Raw genomic sequence first — 24,657 nt, 5'->3', positions numbered from 1 at the left:
TGACCATTTGGCTCGATGGTCAAGCGGCTAAGACGTCGCCCTTTCACGGCGAAATCTCGGGTTCGATTCCCGATCGAGCTACTAATAGGCTTTGTACCAGTTGTTGGTATGAAGCCTTTTTTGTACATAAAGGCTGATATATAGGTGTATATAGGTGTTCGAAGTTTTGCCGCGACTCAAAAATGTTCGCTTTAAATACGGCCTATGTTGATAACGATGAAGTATTTTCAACGCGCCAGCAGGATTTAAATACAACATTAGTAATCAATTGGAGCCCATTGTAGGACATTAGTGGTGTTGAGGACTTATAGTATTGAGTAATGGCAAAAATCAGAACTTTTGTCTGCCGCCGGCATGATATTTTGATTTTGGTGGCTGTGGCTGTATCGGTCCTGCTGCCTTATTTGTTTGCCCGCCAAATCTATAACCAGGACGATTTTCTATTCCATAAGAATCGGCTGCTTATGTTTTATCAAGCAGTCGCGACCCATTTTGATTTTCATCCCATGGTCTTCGATACGATGGCGAGAGGATACGGCTACGCAGCTGATTTGTTTTATCCATCTTTGTGGACGCTGCCCTTTGTTATTTTTTACTATTTCGGCTTTGGATTCATTGCCTCATACTATGGGCTGCTTCTTGTTTACGTGATTGCGACGGCAGTGATTAGTTATTATTGCGGGCTAAGCTTCTTTAAAAAACGGCAGCAGGCACTATTTGCGGCAGTGTTATACACGACGAGCAGCTATTATGCGATTGATTTATTTGTCCGCGGCGCACTCGGTGAAGCGATGGTCTATTCCTTTGTGCCGCTGTTCTTTTTAGGCTTTTACCGACTCGTCACGAATCAAAAATATGGTGTTCTTATCACAGGAATTGCGCTTGGTACTATTGCCAACATCCATTTTTTATCCGTCTACATGATTGTGGGTATCGTGATTATTTTTAATCTGCTGCTGCTGATTCAAAGAAAATATTCACTGCGTTTTTTATATCGGCAAACGGCTGCTTATTCGCTGGCAGTTATCTTGTCAGCATCTGTTATTCTGCCGATCCTAGAGCAGATGATACATGGTAGTTACCGCTTTATGGGTGAAGATCGCATGGCTCCTCAAGGCCTGACTTATTTATTGGGCTCGCTAATAAGCAATTCTTTTTCAAACAATGCTGGCGTTTGGCAAAATTTGGCCCCTAATATTGGGCCGATTCTGGTCATTACGCTAATTTATGCTGGGCTGCGTTTTGGAAGGATGGCTGCCAAAACTCGTCAATTATTCTTAATTGCATCATCTTTTTTCGTCTTATCCAGTAACTTGTTATTTTGGTCGTTTGCCGATAAGACGCCGCTTGCCAAGATCCAATTCGAATGGCGTCTCCTAACTTTTGCAACTTTATTTGCAGTGATTCTGCTGACGATGCTAGTCGGTAAAACAAAGTATCAAGTCGGATTGATGGTCTTATCAGTCCTGTTGACTATGACATTTAATTTTAGAACTTTAACAAATTTTCAGAATATGGGCATACACGCGACAACTGATCAGCAGTTCTCCAGTTATGGCAATGAAATTATCGGCGGCGGCGAAGAGTTCGTACCAAATGGGATTAATTATGATAAACCGCCAAAACATTTTCAGACCAGACAAATCACTGCTGGTAAAACAATCATCATACCCACCGAGATGGGGGACACAATCTATCAGTCATATCATTTTCCGAAAGCAACGACCGTTATTTTCCCTAAATATTATTATTACGGTTATCGTGTGACGCTTAGCAGCGGACAAAGGGCTAAGGTGTTCTCGCATCAAGGCTATGCAGCTGCCAGAATTCCCAAAGGCCAGGGTACCTATCTGCTCGCTTATGAGAAAACGCCTCTGCAAAACTTTTCTATCCTACTTGCTAGTTTTGCCTGGCTGCTTACCGCTTTTGGCATCTTGCTGATCATAAAGCATCGCATTTTTAAGAGCTTTCGCAACTAGTCGCTCGCTTAGCTGACGAAATTGTCAGATTCTCCCGCAAAAATGTCAGAGCAGCCGTCAACCAGCCTTGTATACTCGTTTTATTGGCAACTAAGCGATAAGGGGAATTAAAAATATGCTGCTGCAAGTAAATCATTTACAGAAAATTTTTCAGACGCGTTTTAGCAAAGAGAAGACGACTGCGTTACAAGACGTGGCCTTTGGCGTTGACAAAGGTGAATATATTGCCATCATGGGCGAGAGCGGATCTGGGAAAACGACACTGCTGAACATACTAGCAACTTTGGAAAAACCAACCTCAGGTTCTGTGATTCTAAACGATCAGGACATTACAAAAATCAAAGAAAACCAGTTAGCTGTCTATCGGCGCGAACACTTAGGCTTTATTTTTCAGGATTTTAATTTGCTGGATACCTTGTCTGTACGCGATAATATTTTTCTGCCGCTGGTTTTAGGCAGACAGAAAACTGCCATAATGGAGCAGCGCCTGGCACAGCTGGCGCCAAAATTAAATATCGCCGACCTATTAAATAAGCAGCCCTTTGAATTATCCGGTGGCCAAAAACAACGCGTGGCAATTGCACGTGCTTTAATCACACAACCGGAACTCGTCCTAGCTGACGAACCGACTGCGGCGTTGGACTTTAAAAACAGCGAAGCACTACTATCGCTGCTGGAATCAATTAATCAGGCTGGCCAGACCATTTTAATGGTGACACACTCGGCGATGGCAGCCGCACATGCCAAACGCGTCTTATTCATTAAAGACGGCCGTATTTTTCATCAACTCTACCGTGCTGATCGGGAAGTGCCTGCCTTCATGCAGGAAATCAGTCTGACGATGACAAATATTCTCGGAACCGAGGTGCAGTAAATGTTTTATTTAAAACTTGCTAGCCGCAATATTCGTCAATCGCTGAGTACTTTTTTACCTTTCGGCCTTTCGAGTATAGTCATGTTTGTCATGAATCTGACAATTGCCAGTATTTTGTTCAGTCCCAGTTTGAGAAAAGTACCAGGTGCACCGAATGCCGCAATGATGCTTGCTTTAGGACTGATTGTTCTGCTGATTTTCGCTACGATTTTCATGATTTACAGTTATCGTTTCTTATTGAAACGGCGCACAAAGGAATTCGGTCTTTACAATATTTTGGGCTTGAAAAAACAGCAGATTATCCGCATCGCCGTTTTGGAACTTTTCATGATGCTGATTGCCACTGCTATTATCGGCAGCATTCTTGGCGTTATTTTGGCTAAATTCCTGTATCTGATTTTGGTAAATATGCTGGGTACCAATTACTTTAATCTGCAGTGGAGTCCGACAGCGATCATAGTTGTGGCGGTCGCATTTATTTTTATTTATCTGCTGCTCATGATGATCAGCATCTTGACGATTAAAAGACAGTCAAGCTTGGAGCTGCTGAAGAATGAGAACCGGGGGGAAAAAGAACCCAAGGCACGTGTCATCCTGGCATGCTTAGGCATTATCTTTTTGGCGATCGGTTATTATATGGCTGTTACAGTTGCCTCGCCGCTGGACGCGTTGTTCAAATTTTTTATAGCAGTTCTATTTGTGATTGCTGGTACTTTCTTGTTCTATATGAGTTTTACGATTTGGCTATTAAAGCGGCGCAAGAAAAACAAAAAGTATTATTATCAGCCGAAACATTTTATTACCGTTTCCAGCATGCTTTATCGCATGAAGCAAAACGCCGCCGGACTGGCTAATATTACGATTTTAGTCACGATGACTTTTGTCACTTTGGCGACGACAATTGGCTTATACACAAGTATTAATGGTTTTCTGCACGGCTATTTTATTCGAAACACAATGATTAATTTCAATACGACCTTGCCTAAGAGCCAGTCTTTAATCCAGCAAGCTGCCAAGGAAAATAATATTCCGTTGAAAAACAGTATTGGCTACAATATGTCGGACGGTTTGTACGGAACCGTGAAGCAAGGAAAATTTGAGGCCACCCAACGTTTTACGACTTTGACTGCAATCAATTTCATGACGGCTGATATGTATACGAAGTTAACTGGCAAGAAGGTCCAGTTATCCAATAATCAGGCAATTGTGTTTCCGCTGATTGGCAATTTTGACGCCAAACAGATTACTTTCTGGCAGCATCGTTTTAATATCAAAGGAAAAATCAGCAGTATGCGCAATTTTCCGACTATCAGTATGACGGCTTCTAATTGGCTGATTTTAATTGTCAATTCTGAAAAACAAGTCCAGCCAATCTTAGACCAAGCCGGAAAAAACGGAGGCGGCATGACTTCGGATTTGCATTTCCAAAGTACGATCAGCACGGATTTATCTGCAAAAAACGCAAGCAAATTGGACGAGGCACTATCAAACTATCGTCTGAATGGCAGTGACAAGCCGATCCGTAAGATTTCTGATCAATCGCAGCTGGAAAGCGGCATGGGTATACCTCCAAGCATGATGCGTTATGATCAGATGCATCAGCAGTTTATGTCTTTTGCCGGTGGTTTTCTCTTTATCGGTTTGATTCTTGGCTTCACTTTCATTTTGGGTACTGCTCTGATCATTTACTACAAGCAGATTTCCGAAGGAGAGCAAGACAAACGGAGTTTTGAAATTCTTCAGGAGGTCGGTCTAAGCAAACAAGAAGTCCGTCAGACGATTCGATCACAAGTTCTGCTTGTCTTCTTTATGCCGATTGTTGTCGCTGTCTGCCACTTTGCTTTTGCCTTTGTGATGATCCAAAAATTAATCAGTCTCTTCGGCACAACTCAATTAGGCCTGTTGTTGGGGACGAGCATTGCCACAATTGCGATCGTGGCGATCGTCTATTATCTGATTTTCAAACAGACGAGCAGAGTTTATTACCGGCTTGTTGAGAGGTGATCTTAAAAGCTATCCCGTATTCGGCCTAGCTTTTTTATTTGTCCGATCAGCTGAAAATCATTAGAATAAATATATTCAACACACAGGGGAGAACAATAATGGCTATCGTATTCGTCGTGGAAGATGATGCAGCAATCGTCAAACAGATCAAGGCTGCTTTTAACGATTATCAGGTGCTTTCCGTGCAGGATTTTCGCAGTGTTGCCCAGGAAATTGCTGCCGCGGGGCCTGACCTGATTTTGATGGATATCAAGCTGCCGTATTTTAACGGTTTTTATTGGACCGCGGAAATCCGTAAACAGGCAACGACGCCGATTCTGTTTCTCAGCTCGGCAGACGATGAAATGAATCAAGTCATGGCCATGAATATGGGTGCTGATGGTTATGTGACCAAGCCCTTTTCGATTGACTTACTGCAGGCAAAAATCAATGCACTGCTTCGGCGGACTTATCAATTTTCACAAACGCAGCTGACTTTTCAAGAGTTCGTGCTGGCAGGGTCAGAACTCAAAAAGGGCAGTGACCGCGTTGAGCTGACACCGACTGAAAGCAAATTATTGCGCACTTTGTTTGAACATCCTAATCGAACTGTGACCAAGGAAACGCTCCTGGAAAAACTGTGGGAATCTGATGAATATGTTGACGCTAATACTTTGCAGGTTAATATTGCCCGTATGCGCAAGAAACTGCTGACAATTGGTTTTGATTACATCGGAACAGTTCGCGGAGTTGGCTATGTTTTGGCGTGAAAACCGTTTGGTATTTTCCAGTATCCTGGCTTTTATAGCGGTCATGTGTGTGACATTTTATCTGCGCCATGTGCCGCTTGAGATACTTTGGTCAGCCTTGCTGTTCGGCATGACCGTTCTAATTGTGTTTACACTTTATCGTTACTGCCAATTTCGTCGCCGGCACGCAGAAAGAATGCACCAACTGGTGCCGGAAGTTGATTTGAAAGCTGAGTCGTCGGCTGAAGCGGATATGCTGCAGCTTCTGAATGAACAAAAAAATTATTACGAAAACAAGCTTGCGCGTGTCAAACAATTTGATGAGGAGCTAACCGATGTTGTCAGTATCTGGAGCCACCAAATGAAAGTGCCGTTGTCTGTGCTGGATTTGATGGGGCAGACGGGCGATTTCACAACCGATGATGTCAAAGAGCAGACTTTTCAATTAGAAAATTATTTGGATTTATTGTTGAACCATCTGCGCTTGAACCATCAGCAGACAGATTACCGTTTTACTAAGGTCCCGTTAAAAGTCTTGGTACAGAGCGTGGTACGTAAATTTGCACCCGTGTTTATTAGAAAGAATCTGCGTGTCCAAATTGATGGGGATGCTGTATGGACGACTGATGAAAAATGGCTGGCTTTAGTGTTGGAACAGATTATCAGTAATAGCGTTAAATATACGAAACGCGGTGGTGTTGTGATCACGATAAGGCCGGATGGAATTCAAATCAAGGATACAGGGATCGGTATTTTAAAAGAGGATCTGCCGCGTTTGTTCGATCATGGTTTTACAGGTTATAACGGCCGCCGTTTTCAAAAAGCAACTGGACTTGGCTTCTTTTTGGTGAAAGAAGTGGCTGACCGCCTATCGTTGACTGTACATGTCGATTCCACAATTGATCAAGGGACGTCGGTCACGATCGGGCAGAAGAAAAGCAGTTAAAGGGGAATGGCTCGTTTTATCAGGCAAATTATGCTTAGAATATGTTTATAAACGTTAAAGGGAGATAGTATGGTCACCAAATTACGGCCGCTGGAACGAAAAGACTTAGGCTTTATTCATCAGCTGGATAATGAAAGAGCTACGATGGCTTTTTGGTTCGAAGAGCCTTATGAATCTTTGGATGAATTAACCACTTTGTATGACAAACATATTCACGATGAGCGCGAAAGGCGTTTTGTCGTTGATGTCGATGACGAGTTCGCTGGCATTCTTGAATTAGTCGACATTGATTTTCTGCATCGGACGACTGAAATTCAGATTATCATTGACCGGTCTTTTCGCGGCAGAGGGCTGGCAACCGTCGCAATGAGAAAGGGTTTGGATTATGCCTTCAATATGATCAACATGTTCAAAGTCTATTTATTCGTTGATGTTGATAATGCCCGTGGCCTGCATGTTTACAAAAAGCTCGGTTTTGTCGAAGAAGGCAGGCTGCGCAAACATTTCTTTGCTAACGGGCAGTACCATGACAGCTTTATCATGGGTATTTTCAAACAAGAAATTAAAGATTGATTTTAAGCCATAATAAAAACCGCCAAATGGCGGTTTTTCTTTACTCTTTTTCAATCAGGCGATCTGGATACCGGCTTCCAAGGTGTTGTCTAGCTTGTAGATGCGCTCGACATCAATCACAACAACAGCTGCACGTGGAAAACGTTCAAATATTTTTGTCTTCGATAGGATGCTGTTAGCGTAGTCATCGCCTTCGTGGATATGAGCCGTTCCTTCGAAACGAAAACCTTTTTGTGCTGGACGGTCAGCGACAGCGACAGCCGCGCGGCCGTTTAAGGTCAAATTATCAAAAGCCTGCCGGAAGGTATGCTCAAAATAAATCAGGTGGCTATCGTCTAAGACGTGCATCGACCCCTTTGGCCCTACCTGTGGATTTCCTTGTGCATCAGCTGTAGCTAAGAAACAAAACTGATTTTTGACCATCTCTTTCATTGCTTCGGTTAAAATTGCCATCGTCATGATCTCCTAACATTTAATAAGTAACTAGTCCTATTATAACGATTGAAATCTATCCAGCAAAATTGGCGATATGAGAAAGGCAATTTCGCGTCTATTTACCGAACAAAGCCAAAAAATAATAAATCAGACCAGCGTAGAGAAGCAAATCAATCAGCAGACAAATCGGTGTGATGATGGCCACACGTTTCATACGCTTACGATTATTCAGGATTAAATCTTTCAGCCCAAACGCATTTTCTTTTGACTGCTGAGTCGAGATTTCTGTCACATGCAGAAAACTGAGATTTATCCAGGAAGAGATGCAGCTCATAATCAAAGCAAAGTTGAAAAAACCTAAGGGCCAGATGAGGAATGTTGGCGAGGTTTTAGCAGGGGACGTTAACATGACCCAGAGAAATATGAGGCCTCCAACCATCGTGATAAGTTTGGTGATTTTTAATTTCCGCTTGTAGCTTAAGACAATCGTACCGACAATTGGGCTGTTGGCAGCGTTGGGTATTTCTTTGCCCGCTTCTTTGAATTGGGAACGGACTTTTTTGAATCGGGCACTAATTTTGAATATCCAGATGATATTCAATGCGCCTAGGAACAAGAAAAAAATTTGCAGCAAGCCAAATAGTTGGATATAAAGAGTGATGGATGAAGAATTCATTGGGCCTCCATTGCCTAGATAATGCAGATTATATCCTTAATGGGATTTGTTTGCCGGGCGGATTGAGGAGTTTTGTTACAATAGTAGGCATTGTCCCAAAAACAGATGAAAAGGAGCAGCAGAATAAATGAGTGAACAAACAAAGATGCTATCAGGCAAACTGTATGATGCCAGTGACGAAGATCTGGCTGCTTTGCGTTTGACTGCACATAAAATTAATCATGAATATAACGAAACTTTTGAAGATGAGGTTGAGAAAAGAAAGGCCTTATTAGCGAAACTGGTCCCGAAAATGGGTTCCGGTGCCTACTTGCAAAGCCCGATTCATTTCGATTATGGTGTCTTTACGGAAATCGGTGATCGTTTCTTCTCAAATTTTAATCTGACTATTTTAGATACCTGCCCGGTTAAAATTGGCAACGATGTCTTTTTAGGACCGAATATTACGATCGCGACACCGATGCATCCGCTGAGATTTCAGGAACGGAACCAGCAGGTCAACGCAAAGGGGCAGCTTTACGACTACGAATACGGAAAAAGCATTACGATTGGTGATAATTGCTGGCTGGCCAGCAATGTGATTGTGACAGCTGGCGTGCATATCGGGGAAGGCTGCGTGATTGGTGCCGGCAGTGTTGTGACCAAAGATATCCCAGCCAACTATTTAGCGTTCGGTAACCCCTGCCGGCCGATCAGGGAGATTACTGATCAGGACCGCTTAGAACTGCAGGGGAAGACAATTTAAAGGAGAGACAGAAGTAGTGGCAGTTGCGTTCAGAAAAATCAAATTTCACAGCAGCGACAAGCAGTATTATGACGAGAATTTAGTTTTGCGAAATGATGTTTTACGCAAACCGATTGGCAAAACGCTTAATCGATCGGCGCTGACGATTGAGAAAGATAATCAATTTTACGGTCTTTTGCTTAAAGACGAATTGCTGGCCACATTGAGTGTTTACGCACTTTCGCCAACCAAGGCTTGCCTCGTTGCCTTTGCAGTTCGTCCAGATTTTCAAAAACAAGGATTGGGTACTGAGCTGCTGAAATTTGTCTTAACGGATTTAAAAACAGCTGGCTACACAAGTGTCACGCTGACGGCGCGTGCCAGCGCACATGACTTTTATTTAAAAAATGCATTTAAAGATCTCGGGCCGCGTCATCACGATTCGCGCTTGAATATTGATGACTATGAGATGTCCTTGGACTTATAATAGCCAAAAACGGGATTGAGACATTCGAGGTGCGAGATGCTGATCAGGCCGTTAAATGCAGACGATGTTGACGATTGGTATGAGTATTTGCATAAGGTTGCTGGGCAGACAACCAACATTAGTTTTAGTGCGGCAGATGTGAAGCAGTGTTTTCGCCCTGACAAAATGCGAGGCCGTTTGGGCAACAGCGACAGCAATGTTTCTTTTGTGGCCATTGTCGATGAGAAAATTGTTGGTCTAGCATCTATCAGCCGAAGCTTGCTGCCCAGGTATTTGAAAAGAGGCGAATTGGCCATCAGTGCCGATGAAGATTACTGGGGACAGGGAATCGGCAGCTCGTTGATGACGACTGTGATTGATGATGGCCAGCAAAACTGGCAGTTGTCCGTGATCTATTTGGATGTTTTAGCCAATAATATACGAGCGATTAGATTGTATGAAAAATTTGGATTTAAAATATCCGGTGACTATCCGCTGCTATTGACGATCGATGGTCGTAACCAGCCCGGGAAACTGATGTATAAGCAACTATAGCAGGCACATTAATCTGTCACGGGATTAGGAAATGCCAGTACATCTCTTTGCACCAGCCATTGATAATATTTGTAAAGAGCCGCAAATTTGCCGGAATAGGATTTGTGCCAAGGTTTTCCCTGACCGCAAAAGTGCAGGAAAACTGTGTTTTGCACAACCCAATCTAGATCTGTCGTACCGCCGTTTAACAATTTATAGGCACTGAAATAACGTGTGTCGTAATTGTAAAGCACATCGGCCACGGCTTTGATTTTATCGCCGTACAGAGCATTCAAAATATCTTGATCCGGTAAAAACAGCTGCAGACTTTTGCTGTCAATGTAATGATAAATATCAGCCAAATTGACTTGTTGACGAATCAATTTCAGGTTCATCAACAACACGCCGGAATTAAAATAGTTATCGACATCATAATTGCCCAGACGGATTTTATTGAAAGTACGGCCGATTTTGATATTTTCTGTGTGGCTGGCTGCGGTATACAAGTTATCTTGGAAGGCAGATTCATAAAAATCCTTGAAGGGGTTTAGACACAGCAGATCGCAATCAAGATAAAGAATACGGTCTATTTGCTTGGGCAGGAAATTTTGTGCAATTAAACGATAATAAATCGTCTGCGGATAACGGCTGCTTTTTGGCGCCGCTGCAAAAGCGCTGCTAGGTACTTGAATCAGATGCAGGATCATGCCGAGTTTTCGACAAAAAATTTTCAGATTAATTAGATTATCGGAATTTTCAGTATTAGCCAGAAGCACATAAACGTCAAACTGTTGTTCTGTGTTATTGCACTTGATCGAAAAGAGCGTTGTTTCCAATTGATGGATGTAATTATCTGTAATTGAAAAAAGCAGATTCATAGTTTGATTAAGCCTCTGTGATAAGTTTAAGTCTAAAATATTTGACCGCGTCCCCAAATACATAGGCTATTAATGGACAAAATAAAAAGGCCCGAAGGCCTTGTGACTAATCTTGTTTTTTCTGATGCCTTTCGGCTTTGTCGACTTCTTTCATCGTCTGATCCTTGGTCTTGGACCAATCATCTTTGACATCATCGACTTTGTCTTTCACGGCATCTTTTGCATCGGACAGCTTGCTTTTGAGATCACCGACTGTGCTTTGGGCCTTTCCTTGGGCCTCTCTAGCTTTGTCGCCGGTGATTCTGCCTTCAGCTTCTTTAGCTTTTCCCGCGATTTGTTCCTTGAGTGAATTTGCTTTATCTTTCAATGACATTGCTTCTCCTCCTGGAAAATAGTAGTTATCGGTTAATTGCCGATGACTCAATCCTATCAAAGGAGCTTTAAATAAAGATTAAGCGCTTACCCTGAATATAGATGATTAGCTTTTTCTCGACCAAAGCAATCATTTTATTTGACTTTTAATCCTTCTTATCCTAATATGAAAGCGTTTCCAAAGGTTTATCGATAAACCTAAAAAAGGAGAATTGGATGGATTTACAGACAGATAATTTATTTAATTTGGAGGGCAAAATCGCTGTCATCACTGGAGGCGCTTCGGGTCTAGGCGCTTATTATTCTCAAGCGCTCTTGTCAGCTGGCGCTGATATTTTCGTGGTCAGCCGCAGCCAAAAGGGTTGGGAAGATTTAAAAGAAAAGGCTTCAAAAATAGGTCGGAAAGCTCTTTTCCTGCAGCAGGATATTACCGAGGAAGGCGTGGCAGCCAAAGTTATTGCCACCTGTGTGAAGGCTTATGGTCGACTGGATATTCTCATAAACAATGCGGGTGTACAGATTCGCAATTCGCTGCTGGATTTCAAAGACGCGGACTGGAAAAAGGTGATTGATATTAATTTGAACGCGCTTTATTTCTTGTCGCACGAGGCAGCCAAAATTATGGTCAAACAGCACAAGGGAAAGATCATCAATATTGGGTCCATGCAATCCTTCCGCGCCGGCAAGTATATTTTTCCTTATACGGCTAGTAAACATGGTGTGATCGGGTTAACGAAAGCCTATGCAGATGCCTTGGCTGCTGACAATATTCAAGTCAATGCCATTGCTCCGGGTTATATCGACACAGCCATGACAAAGGCCTTGCAGCAGGATCCAAACCGCAGCCAAGAAATTTTGTCGCACATTCCTGCCGGCCATTGGGCACAACCATCCGAACTCATGGGGACGGTCATTTATTTGTCCAGTGATGCGTCAAATTACGTCACAGGTGCCACGATCCCTGTCGACGGCGGTTATCTGCTGCGTTAAAAATATTAGAAAAGAGGAAACACAATGCCGCTTTTAATTGTTCTCATCGGTGTGATTGTATTGATCTTATTAATTACCAAATTGAAGTTAAACACTTTTGTTTCTCTTGTCATCGTTGCTTTTATCGTTGGATTGACCTTAGGTATTCCTGTCGCCAACATTCCGACCAGTATTGAAACTGGTATTGGCGGTCAATTAGGACATTTGGCCGTTATCTTCGGATTCGGTTCTATGCTAGGAAAACTTATTTCCGATTCGGGCGGCGGTTTCCGTATTGCCAATAAATTAATTAGTACTTTTGGCAAAAAACGGATTCAAATAGCCGTGATTTTAACTTCTTTTATCATTGGCCTGGCACTTTTCTTTGAAGTCGGGTTAGTTGTCCTGCTGCCAATCATTTTTGTGATTGCCAGAGAAGTTGACATGCCGCTTTTGTATCTTGGCATCCCCATGGCGGCAACGCTGAATGTCGCTCATGGCTTTCTGCCTCCTCATCCAGCACCAACTGCCGTTGCGCAAGCATTAAACGCGCCTTTAGGCAATGTGCTGCTGCTAGGCATCATCGTCTCAATTCCGACGATTATTATTTCAGGACCGATTTTTAATTATTTTCTGCACCGTTTTTATCCGAGCGCTTATCACAAGGATGTTGATGTCTCGGTGCTTGGGCACTATAAGGAATTCAAATTGGCGGAGACGCCGGGTTTTACCATTAGCGTTATCACGGCTTTGCTGCCGGTCATTTTGATTAGTGTCGCAACAATTTTCTCATTTATCCTGCCAAAAACGAATGTCATTAATGAAACCATTCAATTCATCGGCGCACCTGACGCAGCCATGCTGATCTCGCTGCTGATTGCCATCTTTACAATGGGGCTGCTGCGCGGAAAGAAAATCAAAGAGATTGGCAACTCAATGACAGCTGCCGTTCAGCAAATTTCAATGATGCTGTTAATTATCGGTGGGGGTGGTGCTTTCAGGCAAGTGCTTGTCGATGGCGGCGTATCCAAATACATCGGTCAGCTATTTAGCCAGACGAGTTTGTCGCCCATTTTTGTCGCTTGGCTGATCGCGGCTTTGCTACGTGTCAGTTTAGGGTCCTCTACGGTTGCTTCTATTACAGCTGCCAGTCTTGTGACTTCAGTGGTGACGAACTCTGGGGTCAATCCAGCTTTGATTGTTCTGGCGATTGGTGCCGGCTCTGTCTTTGCTGATCACGTTAATGATGCTGGTTTCTGGATGATTAAGGAATATTTCGGACTCAGTTTAAAAGAGACCTTCTTGTCTTGGACAACTTTGACCAGCGTCATTTCTGTGGCAGGATTGCTGTCAATCTTGGCACTATCGATGTTTATGTAATTTTTAGAAAGGAGTTATCAAATAATGAATTATGTCATTGGAATGGATATTGGTACAACCAGTACGAAAGGTGTTTTGTATGATACAAACGGCAAAGTGATTTTGCAGGCCGAAAAACTTTATCCTTTATACCGCGATGCCAGCGGTATGGCCGAGGAAGATCCAGAGGAGATTTTTGAAGCCGTGCTGGCTTGTCTGCAGGATATTTTGCGTCACGCAGATTTGAAGAAGAACCATTTAGCGGCTGTTTCTTTTTCCAGCGTCAATCAAAGCCTGATTGTGCTTGATGATCAGCATCGGCCTTTAACGCGCGTGATTACTTGGGCAGATACGCGAGCCGCTAAGTATGCCGACCAACTGAAAGCCGATGGGCGCGGGAAAAGTCTTTATGAACATACAGGCACGCCGATTCATCCTATGTCGCTGTTATGCAAGCTGTTATGGCTGAAAACCGAAAAAAAGGACATTTACGATCAAGCTGCCTATTTTGGCGGCATTAAAGAATACGTTTTTTATCGTTTATTCGGCGTTTGGCAGATGGACATTTCCGTTGCCAGCTGCACAGGTATTTTTAATATCTTCAAGTTGGATTGGGATGCACAAGCCCTGGCTTTGACGGGTGCAAAACGCAGTCAGCTGCCAAAAATTGTTGATGGTTATCAGCAGACCAAGGGCATGAATCCTGATTTTGCCAAACGGCTGGGTTATCCAACAGAGACGCCCTTTGTTCAAGGCGCTTTTGACGGTGCTTTATCTAATTTGGGCGTTGGTGCAATTGAAAAAGGGGAAATGGCCGTCACGATCGGTACTTCTGGCGGGATTCGTGTTGTGACAGATCATCCTGTGATCGATCCTAAAGAACGTGTCTTTTGCTATGCTCTGACGCGCAAGATGTGGGTCGTCGGCGGACCGGTTAATAATGGCGGCGTCGTTTTCCGCTGGGCGCGCGATAATCTATTTGATGCTGAACAAAGCACGGCGGCGCTTTTAAAAAAAGACGCTTATACGCTTTTGACTGATATTGCTCAAACGGTGCCGGCTGGGGCTGGCGGTTTGCTATTCCTGCCTTTTTTGGGTGGTGAGCGCGCACCTATCTGGGACGCTAATGCTCGTGGCGCATTTTTTGGCTTAACACAGATGCATACGCGTGCTAACATGATTCGAGCTGTTCTTGAAGGGATTGTTTATAATCTTTATACAGTCCTGCTGGCTCTAGAAGAGGTTGTTGGAAAAGGCAAGACAATTCTGGCGACTGGCGGTTTTACGCAATCGCCTTTCTGTCGTCAGATTCTTGCGGATGTTTTTGAACAGCCGATTACGATCCCGGAAAATTTTGAGTCTTCCTGCTTGGGTGCTGCTGTGATGGGCATGGTTTCTACTGGCTTAGTGGATAATTTAAATGTTGTCAAACAATTTGTCGGTCCAACTAAGACCTACGCACCAGATCCGAAGAACTTTCGGGCCTATCGCGAATTGATGCCGATTTATATTCGCTTGAGCCGCCAATTAAAAGATGAATACAAAAACATTGCTGATTTTCAAAAAAAGCAGGCTTAAAAAACGCATAGTCGGACTTGTATACTTAAAAGAGATGCCTCTTATCTCTTTTTTTATTATGATAAGTCAAGAATGGGATCAAAGGAGGCCTGTATGAAACGCGCCACAATTTCAGATGTCGCTAAAGAAGTGGGCGTTTCAGCAACAACGATTTCTCATTATTTAAATGGCCGTTTTAATAAAATGAGCCCTGAGACAAAAGAGGCGGTTAAACAAGCCATTAAAAGGCTGCAGTATCGGCCTTTTTCCTCAGCTAGGGATATGCGCCAGCAGCATACAAAAATGATTGGTGTTATAGTTGCCGATACGACAAATATGTTCTCTTCTCTGCTCTTTACGGGTATTTATAATTTTTTTCAGCCACTGGGCTATAGTGTGCTCTTGCTGAACGCGAATAATTCCGGTCGGGAAGAAGGTGTGGGCATTGACCGTTTGCTATCGCAAAGGGTAGATGGCTTTATTATTCAGGCCAGCCGCCGCCACTTTCGATCTTATAAAAATATTGTTGATGCCGGGACAGCTCTAGTTTTTGCGGATCGCGAAGTTGACGGCCAACCGGCTTATATCAGCAAGGTTGTCACGAATAATTTTGCGTCTAGCTATAATTTAGGCAGTGAAGCCGCTAAACGAGGCTATACGCGCTTGATTCTTGTCTGTCGCATCAAAAATATTTCGGCTCAAAGTCCGCGAATAGCAGGTTTTCGCTCGGCAGCAGCAGATTTCCATGAGCAGGTCAGTATGATTAATATTTTTGGCCATGATGATCTTTGGCTGCAAAAGGAACTTTTGGCCATGACGGCCGATAAAACACAGCGAACGCTGTTGGTGGCTTTAATGGGGCCGATTCTGTTTAAAATTTTATCTTTTTGCCGGGAGTTTAAGGTTGCTTTTCCTCAAGATGTTGGATTGCTAAGTTTTGATGACTGGAATTGGTCGCGTTTTGTCGCCGATGGCATTGATTTAATGGAACAGGATCCGATGGAAATGGGTCGGCAGTCCGCGATGAATTTACATCAATCCTTGCTGGATGGGCCGGATAAAAAAGGCAAGGCAGTCGTGGTTGCGGCTAAACGTGTCTACGGCGGATCTTTTTGATGCTTGCTACATATTCTGTTCGACAAGCTTGCCGTCAGCAAAATGAGAAATAAATGCCAGGATAGAAAAATCTCGGCCGAATGTTTTAATCGCTTCAGCTTGTTTGATCAGATCATCAAACAAAATGTAGCGGATATGGTCATGCAGATCATGGTTGTACATATAGTGCGGCCGATTGAACTGTATCAAGACTTCTTTTTCTCTTTTATTCGGGGCCACAATATAGAGCATCATGCCATCGCTGTTGATCTGATAAAGATCATCCATGCGATTCATGCCGGACATAATTGATGTCGACTTTTCTACCTCAAAAGATGCGACCGGAGTGCCGTCTTTAGCAAACCAAATGACATCAATTAAAGAAACCGTCTCTTTCAGTTCGGCCGGTAGGTCGGCCATTGTTTTTGGAAGCGCAGGTAAGGATAAATCGCCCAAACGCCGGCCTTGATACAAGCGGCCATGATCATTGGCTGCAATCCAGGCACGATAACCGATGTGATTGCCAATATCTGCTAATAGATACTGAATTTTGTAGTGCAGGCTCTTTAAGTCTTGTGTTTCAATCTGCATATCGACTTTGGCCTGAGTATGACTGTAGCTGCTTAAATCAAGCGATTCGGTTTCTTTGATTAAATAATTCAGTTTGCCAATGTCAAAAAGAAAACCAGAAAAAGCACCTAAGTCTTTAGAAAACAGGCCGGCGGCCTGATTTAATTCAATGATACCGTCACGTAATTTGAAATATTCCGACCACTTGCCCAATTTGATCTTTGAATGCGTTAAATAATTGAAGCCTTCGACAATTTTTGTATTAAAAGGGCAGAAAATAGTGGGCTCGAGAAAATACAAGATATTAGCAACAGCCGGCCCTAAGCCTTTGATCTTTTTTTGATCAAGTGTTTCAACAGCCATCAGCATCTTCATCTCGTTATTTGTGTGGAGAATCTCGTCCAGCATATCAGCAAAAGCCAATTGGTTCGTCTTATTTTCGTAAATATCCGGAATGCGCATTTTTGGTTTCCACATAAAAGCATGTTTGGCACCTTTAAATATTTCCTGCTGACTGGCAATGACATCCATGACTTCTTCTAAAGCAGACCCATGCAGATCTCTGGGGAAACTGCCGTCGCGAATGCTTTTGATGATTTTTTTCGTACCTTTTCTGACCTGATTGAAGGCTTTTAGACGTTCTTCACTATGAATAAACCAGTTTGCATACAGCAAGCCGTCCTTTTGCATGTATTGATCAATAATGTCGCGTAAATATGTTGTATTCATTTTCTCTCCAAGGAGCCATTTTACAGTTATTTGATCTGATCTGATAGACTAATTTTTTGACATTTTCGCCTGAGATTGTATTAAATTAGTTACTAAGAGGTGTTTTGTGCTAGAAGCGACAATTCTCGAACGTCCATATATCACGATTACAAATGTGATTTGGAGTTACGATCAGAAAAATGACCAGCTGCAGTTATTATTAGTTAAAAGGGCCGATGAGCCCTACAAGAACTTTTGGGCGCTGCCAGAGACTTTTATGCGGACACAGGAAAGTGGCGAGACTGCCGTTTTGCGTCTGATCAAAGAGAAAATCGGTTTAAATCTATCCAGTGTCCATACAGAACAATTAGGTACTTTTACGAATAAATTGCGTGCCCCTGACCGGCGTGTCTTGTCTTTGGCCTATATGACTTTTCTGCCGGAAATGCCTAAGCTGAAGGCGGGCTATGGTGCTTTGGATGCCCATTGGTTCTCGTTTTCATCACAGAAAGGCCGTTTTTGCCTGACACACGGCCAATCACGTTTTTACACCGCTGCAGAAGATGATGAAGCTGTCTATTACGAGCATTTAAATGCTTTGTCGCCGCAAACAGACTTGGCTTTTGACCACGAATGGATCGTCAAAGCTGCTTGCCAGAGAATTAAAAACAAGCTGGATTACCAGCCGAATATCTTGCTGGTTTTAGGTGATACGTTTACGCTTAAAAAAGCACGGTCAGTGTTTGCCGCTTTTTTGCAGCTGCCGATTGATAAGATTGATAATTCGAACTTCAAAAAAACTCATCAGCATTTATTTGAGGAAGTCGGTATCAGCAATAGCAAATATAAGGGCCGCCCAGCCAAACTCTATCATTTATCTTATTTGATCGAGTAGCTGCCTAGTTGCTTTCGTCAAACATCGCAGATCTCTTTGTATAAAATTCATAAGACAGTAGGGCCAAGCCAATCGCGCCGGCAATAATACCAGCATACATGAAGTTTGAGATCTGAAGATTAACTACACAGACAGTGACAATTAAGGCGTTGCTTAGATAACAGCTAATCACATAAATAATTCTGAAAAGGCGGTTAACATCGACGAAGACACAGATGCCTTGGAAAGTATTTAGCAGTGCAATGAAAATAGCTGTGTAAATCGAGATAGTCGAAATCAGATTACGGTTATCACTGATAGGGAACTCTTGAATATTTGTAACGATCAGTGAAAAGACCAATTGTAGGGCAACAGTCGCGATTAAAAATTTTTTTAAGAAAATAAAAATCTGCAGAAACGGTCTGCCGTTATACATGAATGAGCTCCTTTGAGGTCTTAGTGTTCATTATATTTATTTTTTCCATTTTATGCTTTTTTAATATTCCAACCATCAAAAGGCAGGCAAAAACAGGCATTTTTTCATGTTTTGTCGTAATTATTCGTTGAAATTGGCATTAAAATGAGGTCTTGTGAGTAGCCTGATTTTTTTCGGGTGTTGCCTTTTGATTTTCAGCGCGTTTAACGGAGAGAAATGTTTAATAAAAGAAATAAAATTATACGTAAAAATACTGGTAATCTGCCCAACCACCATATGACGATTCATTGGGGGCGTTTTGTTGCAAATCGAGATACTTTATCAGCTTCAGCTGTGCTTGAAGATAAATCATCGCTTGTTGGACGTGTCGGTATTTTGATGCTGGCTTGCGGAACTGGTGCCTGGCGGGTGCGTGAGGCCATGAATACGATCGCGCGTAGTTTAGGGCTGACATGTTCGGCGGATATCGGACTCATTTCGATTGAATACACTTGTTTTAGCGAAAACCTCAGCTATACACAGGTACTGTCTTTGCCGACAACTGGCGTGAATACAGACAAATTGGATCAGATGGAACGATTTGTCGACCATTTTGAAGAAAAAAGTCTGCCCCTATCTGTCCGCGAAATTCATGAACAACTGGATGCGATTCAAAGAAAACCTGGTAACTATTCATATTGGCAGGCTGCTTTTGCCGCAGCTTTAGCCTGCAGCGGCTTCGTTTTCCTGCTTGGTGGCGGTATTGTCGAGATGATCTGCTCTTTTATTGGCGCTGGCATGGGAAATTTGCTGCGCCGAAAACTCATCGACCATCACATTACGACATTGGCCTGCACGGCTGCCGGTGTCGCTTTGGCCAGCTTGTCATATCTGGGTATTTTTAAACTGCTTGGTATCTTTTTTATGATTTCACCCCAGCATGAAGTCGGCTATATTGGCGCCATGCTCTTTGTGGTTCCAGGATTCCCATTTATTACGAGCATGCTGGATATGTCCAAATCTGATATGCGGTCTGGCCTGGAACGATTAACTTATGCCTTAATGATCACTTTAGTGGCCACCTTGGTCGGCTGGCTGGTTGCCTTGCTAGTCCACTTCGCGCCGGGCAATTTTCTGCCTTTGGGTCTCAATGATTGGCAATTGATGCTGCTGCGGATTCCAGCTAGTTTTTGTGGTGTCTACGGCTTTTCAATGATGTTCAACAGCCCTTGGAGAATGGCCTTTTTAGCTGGCTGCATTGGTGCTGTCGCAAATACACTGCGGCTGGAATTGGTTGATTTGACAAATATACCAGCAGCAGCGGCGGCGTTTGCCGGTGCCCTGACAGCCGGCATGCTGGCTTCTTTAATCAATCGCAAGACTGGCTTCCCTCGAATCAGCTTGACTGTGCCGGCAATCGTAATCATGGTGCCGGGCCTTTATATCTATCGTGCCATGTATTATATCGGGCTGAATCATATTTCAGCCGGTGCCACCTGGCTGACGCAGGCAATTTTAATTATTATGTTTCTGCCAATGGGTCTTTTTGTTGCACGGCTGATCATGGACAAAAGATGGCGTTATTCAGATTAGATCCAAGGAAACTTTGGCGAGGTTGCACCAAACAGAGCGTGATCCTTGCCTAAGGCATAAGCCCAGTTTTGATTACCATAATCAAAATGCCACCATTCTTCGATGTAGTTGCTAAAACCAGCAGTAATCATCAGCTGATAGAGCAGCCGACGGTTTTGTTGTGCGCGATGATCTCTTGGCGTATCGGCATGGTCTTCGTAAAAATCTGTTCTACTATATGCACCAGCATCATCAAAACTGCCGCCCATATCTAAAAGCTGACCGGAAGCATCTGCAACACTCAGGTCTAAAGAAGCACCAGTATTATGCGGAGATGGTTTTTCGATATCTGTGGCTGGCAAAGCTACAATCCGTCTAGCTGCTGTCGTGACTTGTTTGTCATCGAAATCGGGATGGTCCCTGAGGACAAAGCCCTTCATTTTATCAAAGAGAGCCATTTGAGTCGCGATGCTGCGCCAGGCATCGAAAATGACAAATTTATAGCCCTCTGGCAATAAGTCAGCGGCTTTTAATAATTGTTGATAGACCTGTTGGCGTGCATAAAGGTCGGGCAGGGCGCCGTCTAATCCTTGAATAAAATATTGGGGGCTGATGATGATTCTTTCGGGAAAATAATTCAGTGATACAAGGGGATCATTTTCTGGGATAATTCTAATTTGTCTGACTTGCTCATTGTCCCAAAGGTCAACAAGTTTTTTAATTGGTGTCATTTGCGCTTCTTGGGCATTAAGTACCATATTCGGTCCTTCTTTTCTTTTTAAAATCGTCAATTATGTTTTGTATTTTTACTTTGCTGCCGCTGCTTGGGTTTTTTCTTAATTCTGTTTTTGACTTTTTCAATTATTTCGGCCGAAGCTGTTTTAATTCCTTTTTTTGTCATTAACAAACCTCGTTAAAAATTCATCTAACAAGTCTATTTTATCAATTGCAAATACAATTGCGATTGCGATGGCATCCTTGTGATTATGTGAAACATTTATTTTTTTGATTTTTTTTGTTGACAAGGAAAAATTTCATGTGTAAGCTAATGTCAATCGTTAAATAGTTAAAGCGTTGAAGAGAACTTTCGGGTTTGATTTCGGTATTAGAAAGCTGCTGGTCGATGAAAAGCAGTACCGAATCATTTCTGATTATCGTCTCTGAGTTATGTGCCGAATCGCAATTGCGTATTAGGTGTCATTGGGTGCACCCATTATCGTGCCAGCGTATCGCATTTTGCTGTACGCGTGAGGCAATTCTGGTGACAGGATTGTGATTATAAGGTGGTATCGCGCTATTGCGTCCTTAATTGTACATTCGTGTACGATTGAGGGCGTTTTTTTATTATTTACGATAATTTTTCTAAAGGTGGTGAGGCATATGGAATCTGACATTACGGGTTCAAGTGAAGATCAAGATAAAGCTGATATTAGAAGGAGTCTGATTCGAATTATTAGCAAATGCCTCTCATCGAGCAGGCATAATTAAAAAAATTAAAACATTTAAAAATTAGGAGAAAAAATTATGACCGAAGAAGTAGAAAATTATCAAGGATTATCTGTTAACGAAACAAAAATGGTAGACGCTTTATTTCAGGCTTACCAATCACATCAAGCATTGAAAGAATCAGATTTTAAAGGATTTGTCACTGATGACCAGAGTGCCTATCGTGTTCAAAGACAGTTAACAGAATTGAAAAATGAAAAAGTTGGCGGATACAAAGTTTCATTGACCAGCAAGCAGACACAGGATATGTTTGACGCGGATTCACCACTTTATGGTGCTCAAGTAGCCAGCCACTTTTTGAAGTCGCCAGCACATTTGACACAGAAACAGCTAATGGCACCGTTGGCGGAAGTGGAGATGCTTTTTACTGCTAAAGAGGATTTGTCCAGTCAAGATTCACTAGAAGATTTGATGCGTAAGACGCAAGTCGCACCGGCTGTTGAAGTACCGGACTCTCGTTTCGCAGACTGGTTCCCTAGCTTGTCCAAGCACATGGTTATGGCAGATGCAGCTGTTGGCGGATATGTCGTCTATGGCCAGGAAGTTGATACGAATCAGTTGTTTAAGCAGGTTGATGACTTGGCTCATGTAAAATGCCAGTTGTTCTTTAATGACAAAAAAGTCAAGGATGGGGCATCTTCAGAAGTACTTGGCAATCCTTTGAATTCTTTGCACTGGTTGACAAGCAAATTAGCAGAGCAGGGAATGCAGTTAAAAGCTGGTCAGCGCGTTTCAAGCGGAACCTTCCTGCTGCCAGAATCATTGAAAGCTGGACATTGGCAAGCGACATTTGACCAGGGATTGGGTGAAGTATCCGTGACTGTTTCGGAAAATTGATTCCTTTAAGCCTTGAAAAGTTCTCGCGAGTCGAGAACTTTTTATGTTGACCATTTTTTGACTGAGATACGTTAAAATAAATGAATAAGACACGCGGGAGGCTATTTTGGAAAGACGCGTTTTAAAACAAGAGGCTAAGACATTACTCAATCAACACTTTTCATTCTTTTTGCTATTATTTTTACCCGCTTTGATTTTCAGCTGGCTATCAGCAGGATCGAATGTTCAATCACCGATGTATATATGGACGAATTGGGACAGTATTTCCAGCTTGTTTGGTATTTTAAGCGGTTTTCTGCTTACGGGTGCGATGCTGACTGCTATGGACAGCCTGCGCAAACCGATTGAATTTACCGAGTCCTTTAAGAAGGCCTTTCGTATTTTTGAAAACGGTCAATATTTTATTGGCTTTATCTGTATTTCGCTTCTGCAATTGATGTTTACTTTGCTGTGGATGCTTTTGTTCATCGTTCCTGGCCTCATCAAATCAATTTCTTATTCGCAAGCCTTTTATATATATCGTGATCATTTGGATAATAATGACCCGATTGGTTATCTTGAGGCGATCACTGAGAGCCGGAAATTGATGAATGGTTATAAGGCAGATTACTTTGTTCTGTACTTGAGTTTTATTTTATGGGGAATGCTGGTTCTGGTGACTCTTGGAATTGCATCGATCTGGGTAGCTCCATATATTAACCTGACATTGGCCAATTTTTATAATCATTTATCTGGCCAGACAGGATCAACTAAGACTGATGAGAACACCGTTTTGCCGCATGAGGCCTGACATTAAAAACGTCCCAGAGTTGTTGGGGCGTTTTTATTTTGCCTAGCCAGATATACAATAAGTTATTGATGACAGGACAATATATTTCTGCTGAACAGGCTTCAGCTTTTGATGATTTTACAATTAATCAGATTGGTGTTCCATCGGCTGTTTTAATGGAAAAAGCGGCTCTGGCCGTTTATGACAGGCTGCTTAAAAGTCCGGCATTTAATCTAAAAAAGGTACTGGTTATAGCCGGATCGGGGAATAACGGTGGTGATGGCATCGCTGTGGCTCGGCTGCTTTATCTAAGGGGCATTCCCGTGACTATTTGGCTATTGGGCCAACAGGATAAAGCCTCCGTACAAACACAACTGCAACTGAAGATCGTTAAAAATTATGGTTTACCGATTGAAAACCAAATTGATGAAGAGAATTTTTCTAAATATACTTGTTTGGTTGATGCTATTTTTGGTGTGGGTCTGTCTAGGGAAATTGAAGGTAATTACGCCCAAGCAGTTAACAGAATTAATGCTAGTACAGCGGCCGTGATGGCAGTTGATATACCGAGCGGTCTGCACGCTGATGATGGCAAGGTTTTAGGGACGTCTGTCCAAGCAGATGAAACGGTGACAATGTCATATAACAAGATGGCCATGGCAACAGAACAGGGACGCCAGTTAGCTGGACTGGTTACAGTGGCAGATATTGGTATCTACGACCCGAATTGTTTGCCAGCTAATTAAAGGGTTGTAGTGCCTGCTTGATCAGACTGGTGACTTGTGCTTCTGTTGCATCGTTCCATGCTGTTAAAGCAAAAGAACTCGGCCACAATGTGCCTTGATCCAAATGTGCTTGGTCACTAAAACCCAGCGTGTTATAACGTGATTTGAATTTGGTTGCGCACTGAAAAAAGAGCAGAACCTTACCATCCGGATTACAGTAAGCCGGCATGCTGTACCAAGTCTTGGCTTGCAGCTGTGGGGCGATCTTTTTCACTAAATGATGCAGTTTTAAAGCAATATCAGCTTCTGAGTCTGTCATTTCAGAAATTTTTTCCAAGACATCAGCTTCGCCTTTTTTCGGGTCTTTATTGTTGCTTTGCTCACGCCGCAGCTCTTCAATCCGGTCGCGCATTGCTTCTTTTTCAAAATCAGAAAAACCTGTTTTCTCAGCCATTTATTCTCGCTCCTGCAAATTTAATAGATTAATTATAGTCCGCTTGACGTAGAATAAA

General features: G+C 42.8%; 26 protein-coding genes and 1 tRNA gene. 19 read left to right on the top strand and 8 right to left on the bottom strand.

The genetic code is table 11. The features are described 5' to 3' along the window. Positions 1-9: 9 nt before the first annotated feature. The 7 genes from OKIT_RS08480 (at position 10) to OKIT_RS08450 (ending at position 7,104) form a co-directional block, all read left to right on the top strand. Positions 10-81, top strand: a tRNA-Glu gene (locus tag OKIT_RS08480). A 239-nt stretch (positions 82-320) separates the two neighbouring features. Beyond that, the gene (locus tag OKIT_RS08475; RefSeq protein WP_007746961.1) at positions 321-1,979 is read left to right on the top strand and encodes a putative glycosyltransferase family protein; all 1,659 of its coding nucleotides are present in this window, start codon (positions 321-323) and stop codon (positions 1,977-1,979) included. A 115-nt stretch (positions 1,980-2,094) separates the two neighbouring features. Beyond that, the gene (locus OKIT_RS08470) at positions 2,095-2,853 is read left to right on the top strand and encodes an ABC transporter ATP-binding protein (protein ID WP_007746954.1); all 759 of its coding nucleotides are present in this window, start codon (positions 2,095-2,097) and stop codon (positions 2,851-2,853) included. After that, positions 2,854-4,857, top strand: a complete 2,004-nt coding sequence (locus tag OKIT_RS08465) for an FtsX-like permease family protein (RefSeq protein ID WP_007746953.1) — start codon at positions 2,854-2,856, stop codon at positions 4,855-4,857. Positions 4,858-4,928: 71 nt separating this feature from the next. Next, positions 4,929-5,606 (top strand): response regulator transcription factor, encoded by a 678-nt coding sequence (locus OKIT_RS08460; protein WP_422385578.1) that lies wholly within the window; start codon positions 4,929-4,931, stop codon positions 5,604-5,606. Then, on the top strand, positions 5,593-6,531 hold the full coding sequence (locus tag OKIT_RS08455) for a sensor histidine kinase (RefSeq protein ID WP_007746951.1): 939 nt from the start codon (positions 5,593-5,595) through the stop codon (positions 6,529-6,531). The genes OKIT_RS08460 and OKIT_RS08455 overlap by 14 nt, the downstream gene beginning before the upstream one ends. 69 nt (positions 6,532-6,600) lie before the next feature. Further along, entirely contained in the window at positions 6,601-7,104 is a 504-nt protein-coding gene (locus OKIT_RS08450) for a GNAT family N-acetyltransferase (RefSeq protein ID WP_007746949.1), read from the top strand. A 54-nt stretch (positions 7,105-7,158) separates the two neighbouring features. Here OKIT_RS08450 and OKIT_RS08445 read toward each other — a convergent pair whose 3' ends face one another. Both OKIT_RS08445 and OKIT_RS08440 read right to left on the bottom strand, forming a co-directional pair. Next, positions 7,159-7,557, bottom strand: coding sequence for a pyridoxamine 5'-phosphate oxidase family protein (locus tag OKIT_RS08445; RefSeq protein ID WP_007746947.1), 399 nt, complete (start codon positions 7,555-7,557; stop codon positions 7,159-7,161). 97 nt (positions 7,558-7,654) lie between these two features. Continuing rightward, positions 7,655-8,215 (bottom strand): hypothetical protein, encoded by a 561-nt coding sequence (locus tag OKIT_RS08440; protein WP_007746945.1) that lies wholly within the window; start codon positions 8,213-8,215, stop codon positions 7,655-7,657. Between the two features lie 127 nt (positions 8,216-8,342). Here OKIT_RS08440 and OKIT_RS08435 point away from each other — a divergent pair, with 127 nt between their 5' ends. Genes OKIT_RS08435 through OKIT_RS08425 form a run of 3 tightly spaced genes read left to right on the top strand, consistent with a single transcriptional unit; the run spans position 8,343 to position 9,960 of the window. Next, complete coding sequence (locus OKIT_RS08435; RefSeq protein WP_007746943.1) at positions 8,343-8,960, top strand: sugar O-acetyltransferase; 618 nt, start codon at positions 8,343-8,345, stop codon at positions 8,958-8,960. A gap of 16 nt (positions 8,961-8,976) precedes the next feature. Continuing rightward, a complete protein-coding gene (locus tag OKIT_RS08430; RefSeq protein ID WP_007746941.1) occupies positions 8,977-9,426 on the top strand; it encodes a GNAT family N-acetyltransferase in 450 nt (149 codons plus the stop codon). Positions 9,427-9,462: 36 nt separating this feature from the next. Next, positions 9,463-9,960, top strand: a complete 498-nt coding sequence (locus OKIT_RS08425; protein ID WP_007746940.1) for a GNAT family N-acetyltransferase — start codon at positions 9,463-9,465, stop codon at positions 9,958-9,960. 8 nt (positions 9,961-9,968) lie between these two features. Here OKIT_RS08425 and OKIT_RS08420 read toward each other — a convergent pair whose 3' ends face one another. Both OKIT_RS08420 and OKIT_RS08415 read right to left on the bottom strand, forming a co-directional pair. Beyond that, positions 9,969-10,817 (bottom strand): glycosyltransferase family 8 protein, encoded by an 849-nt coding sequence (locus OKIT_RS08420; RefSeq protein ID WP_007746939.1) that lies wholly within the window; start codon positions 10,815-10,817, stop codon positions 9,969-9,971. Between the two features lie 106 nt (positions 10,818-10,923). Then, entirely contained in the window at positions 10,924-11,190 is a 267-nt protein-coding gene (locus OKIT_RS08415) for a CsbD family protein (protein WP_007746938.1), read from the bottom strand. A gap of 215 nt (positions 11,191-11,405) precedes the next feature. Here OKIT_RS08415 and OKIT_RS08410 point away from each other — a divergent pair, with 215 nt between their 5' ends. From OKIT_RS08410 to OKIT_RS08395, 4 genes are all read left to right on the top strand, one after another. Next, entirely contained in the window at positions 11,406-12,179 is a 774-nt protein-coding gene (locus tag OKIT_RS08410; RefSeq protein ID WP_007746936.1) for a glucose 1-dehydrogenase, read from the top strand. A 24-nt stretch (positions 12,180-12,203) separates the two neighbouring features. Continuing rightward, positions 12,204-13,538, top strand: a complete 1,335-nt coding sequence (locus OKIT_RS08405) for a gluconate:H+ symporter (protein WP_007746930.1) — start codon at positions 12,204-12,206, stop codon at positions 13,536-13,538. A 24-nt stretch (positions 13,539-13,562) separates the two neighbouring features. Further along, positions 13,563-15,095, top strand: coding sequence for a gluconokinase (gntK, locus tag OKIT_RS08400; protein ID WP_007746923.1), 1,533 nt, complete (start codon positions 13,563-13,565; stop codon positions 15,093-15,095). Between the two features lie 93 nt (positions 15,096-15,188). After that, positions 15,189-16,190: a LacI family DNA-binding transcriptional regulator gene (locus tag OKIT_RS08395; RefSeq protein ID WP_007746921.1), complete on the top strand. Its 1,002-nt coding sequence runs from the start codon at positions 15,189-15,191 to the stop codon at positions 16,188-16,190. 6 nt (positions 16,191-16,196) lie between these two features. Here the strand turns inward: OKIT_RS08395 and OKIT_RS08390 are convergent, their stop codons facing one another. Continuing rightward, positions 16,197-17,429: a type II restriction enzyme NmeDI-related protein gene (locus OKIT_RS08390; RefSeq protein ID WP_036593756.1), complete on the bottom strand. Its 1,233-nt coding sequence runs from the start codon at positions 17,427-17,429 to the stop codon at positions 16,197-16,199. A gap of 145 nt (positions 17,430-17,574) precedes the next feature. On the opposite strand from OKIT_RS08390, the gene OKIT_RS08385 reads away from it, so the two are divergent. Next, complete coding sequence (locus OKIT_RS08385) at positions 17,575-18,342, top strand: NrtR DNA-binding winged helix domain-containing protein (protein WP_007746918.1); 768 nt, start codon at positions 17,575-17,577, stop codon at positions 18,340-18,342. A gap of 4 nt (positions 18,343-18,346) precedes the next feature. On the opposite strand, the gene OKIT_RS08380 is transcribed toward OKIT_RS08385, so the two are convergent. Continuing rightward, positions 18,347-18,757 (bottom strand): hypothetical protein, encoded by a 411-nt coding sequence (locus OKIT_RS08380; protein ID WP_007746916.1) that lies wholly within the window; start codon positions 18,755-18,757, stop codon positions 18,347-18,349. 276 nt (positions 18,758-19,033) lie between these two features. On the opposite strand from OKIT_RS08380, the gene OKIT_RS08375 reads away from it, so the two are divergent. After that, positions 19,034-20,329 carry a threonine/serine exporter family protein gene (locus OKIT_RS08375; protein ID WP_050804110.1) on the top strand — a complete coding sequence of 432 codons (1,296 nt, stop codon included), beginning with the start codon at positions 19,034-19,036 and terminating at the stop codon, positions 20,327-20,329. On the opposite strand, the gene OKIT_RS08370 is transcribed toward OKIT_RS08375, so the two are convergent. Next, on the bottom strand, positions 20,326-21,066 hold the full coding sequence (locus OKIT_RS08370; RefSeq protein WP_007746913.1) for a M15 family metallopeptidase: 741 nt from the start codon (positions 21,064-21,066) through the stop codon (positions 20,326-20,328). The genes OKIT_RS08375 and OKIT_RS08370 overlap by 4 nt on opposite strands. Positions 21,067-21,832: 766 nt before the next feature. On the opposite strand from OKIT_RS08370, the gene OKIT_RS08365 reads away from it, so the two are divergent. The 3 genes from OKIT_RS08365 (at position 21,833) to OKIT_RS08355 (ending at position 24,166) form a co-directional block, all read left to right on the top strand. Beyond that, a complete protein-coding gene (locus OKIT_RS08365) occupies positions 21,833-22,651 on the top strand; it encodes a 2-keto-4-pentenoate hydratase (protein WP_007746911.1) in 819 nt (272 codons plus the stop codon). Positions 22,652-22,757: 106 nt separating this feature from the next. Further along, a complete protein-coding gene (locus OKIT_RS08360) occupies positions 22,758-23,441 on the top strand; it encodes a DUF975 family protein (RefSeq protein WP_007746909.1) in 684 nt (227 codons plus the stop codon). A gap of 68 nt (positions 23,442-23,509) precedes the next feature. After that, entirely contained in the window at positions 23,510-24,166 is a 657-nt protein-coding gene (locus OKIT_RS08355) for an NAD(P)H-hydrate epimerase (protein ID WP_028291680.1), read from the top strand. On the opposite strand, the gene OKIT_RS08350 is transcribed toward OKIT_RS08355, so the two are convergent. Continuing rightward, positions 24,159-24,599: an iron chaperone gene (locus OKIT_RS08350; protein ID WP_007746906.1), complete on the bottom strand. Its 441-nt coding sequence runs from the start codon at positions 24,597-24,599 to the stop codon at positions 24,159-24,161. The two genes, OKIT_RS08355 and OKIT_RS08350, sit on opposite strands and share 8 nt — an antisense overlap. Positions 24,600-24,657 lie beyond the last annotated feature (58 nt).

Origin of the sequence: Oenococcus kitaharae DSM 17330 (assembly GCF_000241055.1) — a bacterium.
GTDB lineage: Bacteria > Bacillota > Bacilli > Lactobacillales > Lactobacillaceae > Oenococcus > Oenococcus kitaharae.
The sequence above is the reverse complement of the archived record's forward strand: the minus strand, read 5'-3'. Positions and strand labels throughout refer to the sequence as shown.

Bases quoted from the DNA above. Each gene is read 5' to 3' on its own strand.
- OKIT_RS08415 (WP_007746938.1), bottom strand. From the start codon at position 11,190: ATGTCATTGAAAGATAAAGCAAATTCACTCAAGGAACAAATCGCGGGA.
- OKIT_RS08375 (WP_050804110.1), top strand. From the start codon at position 19,034: ATGACGATTCATTGGGGGCGTTTTGTTGCAAATCGAGATACTTTATCA.
- OKIT_RS08380 (WP_007746916.1), bottom strand. From the start codon at position 18,757: ATGTATAACGGCAGACCGTTTCTGCAGATTTTTATTTTCTTAAAAAAA.
- OKIT_RS08370 (WP_007746913.1), bottom strand. From the start codon at position 21,066: ATGGTACTTAATGCCCAAGAAGCGCAAATGACACCAATTAAAAAACTT.
- OKIT_RS08445 (WP_007746947.1), bottom strand. From the start codon at position 7,557: ATGGCAATTTTAACCGAAGCAATGAAAGAGATGGTCAAAAATCAGTTT.
- OKIT_RS08355 (WP_028291680.1), top strand. From the start codon at position 23,510: ATGACAGGACAATATATTTCTGCTGAACAGGCTTCAGCTTTTGATGAT.
- OKIT_RS08390 (WP_036593756.1), bottom strand. From the start codon at position 17,429: ATGCAAAAGGACGGCTTGCTGTATGCAAACTGGTTTATTCATAGTGAA.
- OKIT_RS08450 (WP_007746949.1), top strand. From the start codon at position 6,601: ATGGTCACCAAATTACGGCCGCTGGAACGAAAAGACTTAGGCTTTATT.
- OKIT_RS08475 (WP_007746961.1), top strand. From the start codon at position 321: ATGGCAAAAATCAGAACTTTTGTCTGCCGCCGGCATGATATTTTGATT.
- OKIT_RS08410 (WP_007746936.1), top strand. From the start codon at position 11,406: ATGGATTTACAGACAGATAATTTATTTAATTTGGAGGGCAAAATCGCT.
- gntK (WP_007746923.1), top strand. From the start codon at position 13,563: ATGAATTATGTCATTGGAATGGATATTGGTACAACCAGTACGAAAGGT.
- OKIT_RS08350 (WP_007746906.1), bottom strand. From the start codon at position 24,599: ATGGCTGAGAAAACAGGTTTTTCTGATTTTGAAAAAGAAGCAATGCGC.
- OKIT_RS08465 (WP_007746953.1), top strand. From the start codon at position 2,854: ATGTTTTATTTAAAACTTGCTAGCCGCAATATTCGTCAATCGCTGAGT.
- OKIT_RS08455 (WP_007746951.1), top strand. From the start codon at position 5,593: ATGTTTTGGCGTGAAAACCGTTTGGTATTTTCCAGTATCCTGGCTTTT.
- OKIT_RS08470 (WP_007746954.1), top strand. From the start codon at position 2,095: ATGCTGCTGCAAGTAAATCATTTACAGAAAATTTTTCAGACGCGTTTT.
- OKIT_RS08365 (WP_007746911.1), top strand. From the start codon at position 21,833: ATGACCGAAGAAGTAGAAAATTATCAAGGATTATCTGTTAACGAAACA.
- OKIT_RS08395 (WP_007746921.1), top strand. From the start codon at position 15,189: ATGAAACGCGCCACAATTTCAGATGTCGCTAAAGAAGTGGGCGTTTCA.
- OKIT_RS08440 (WP_007746945.1), bottom strand. From the start codon at position 8,215: ATGAATTCTTCATCCATCACTCTTTATATCCAACTATTTGGCTTGCTG.
- OKIT_RS08425 (WP_007746940.1), top strand. From the start codon at position 9,463: ATGCTGATCAGGCCGTTAAATGCAGACGATGTTGACGATTGGTATGAG.
- OKIT_RS08435 (WP_007746943.1), top strand. From the start codon at position 8,343: ATGAGTGAACAAACAAAGATGCTATCAGGCAAACTGTATGATGCCAGT.
- OKIT_RS08420 (WP_007746939.1), bottom strand. From the start codon at position 10,817: ATGAATCTGCTTTTTTCAATTACAGATAATTACATCCATCAATTGGAA.
- OKIT_RS08405 (WP_007746930.1), top strand. From the start codon at position 12,204: ATGCCGCTTTTAATTGTTCTCATCGGTGTGATTGTATTGATCTTATTA.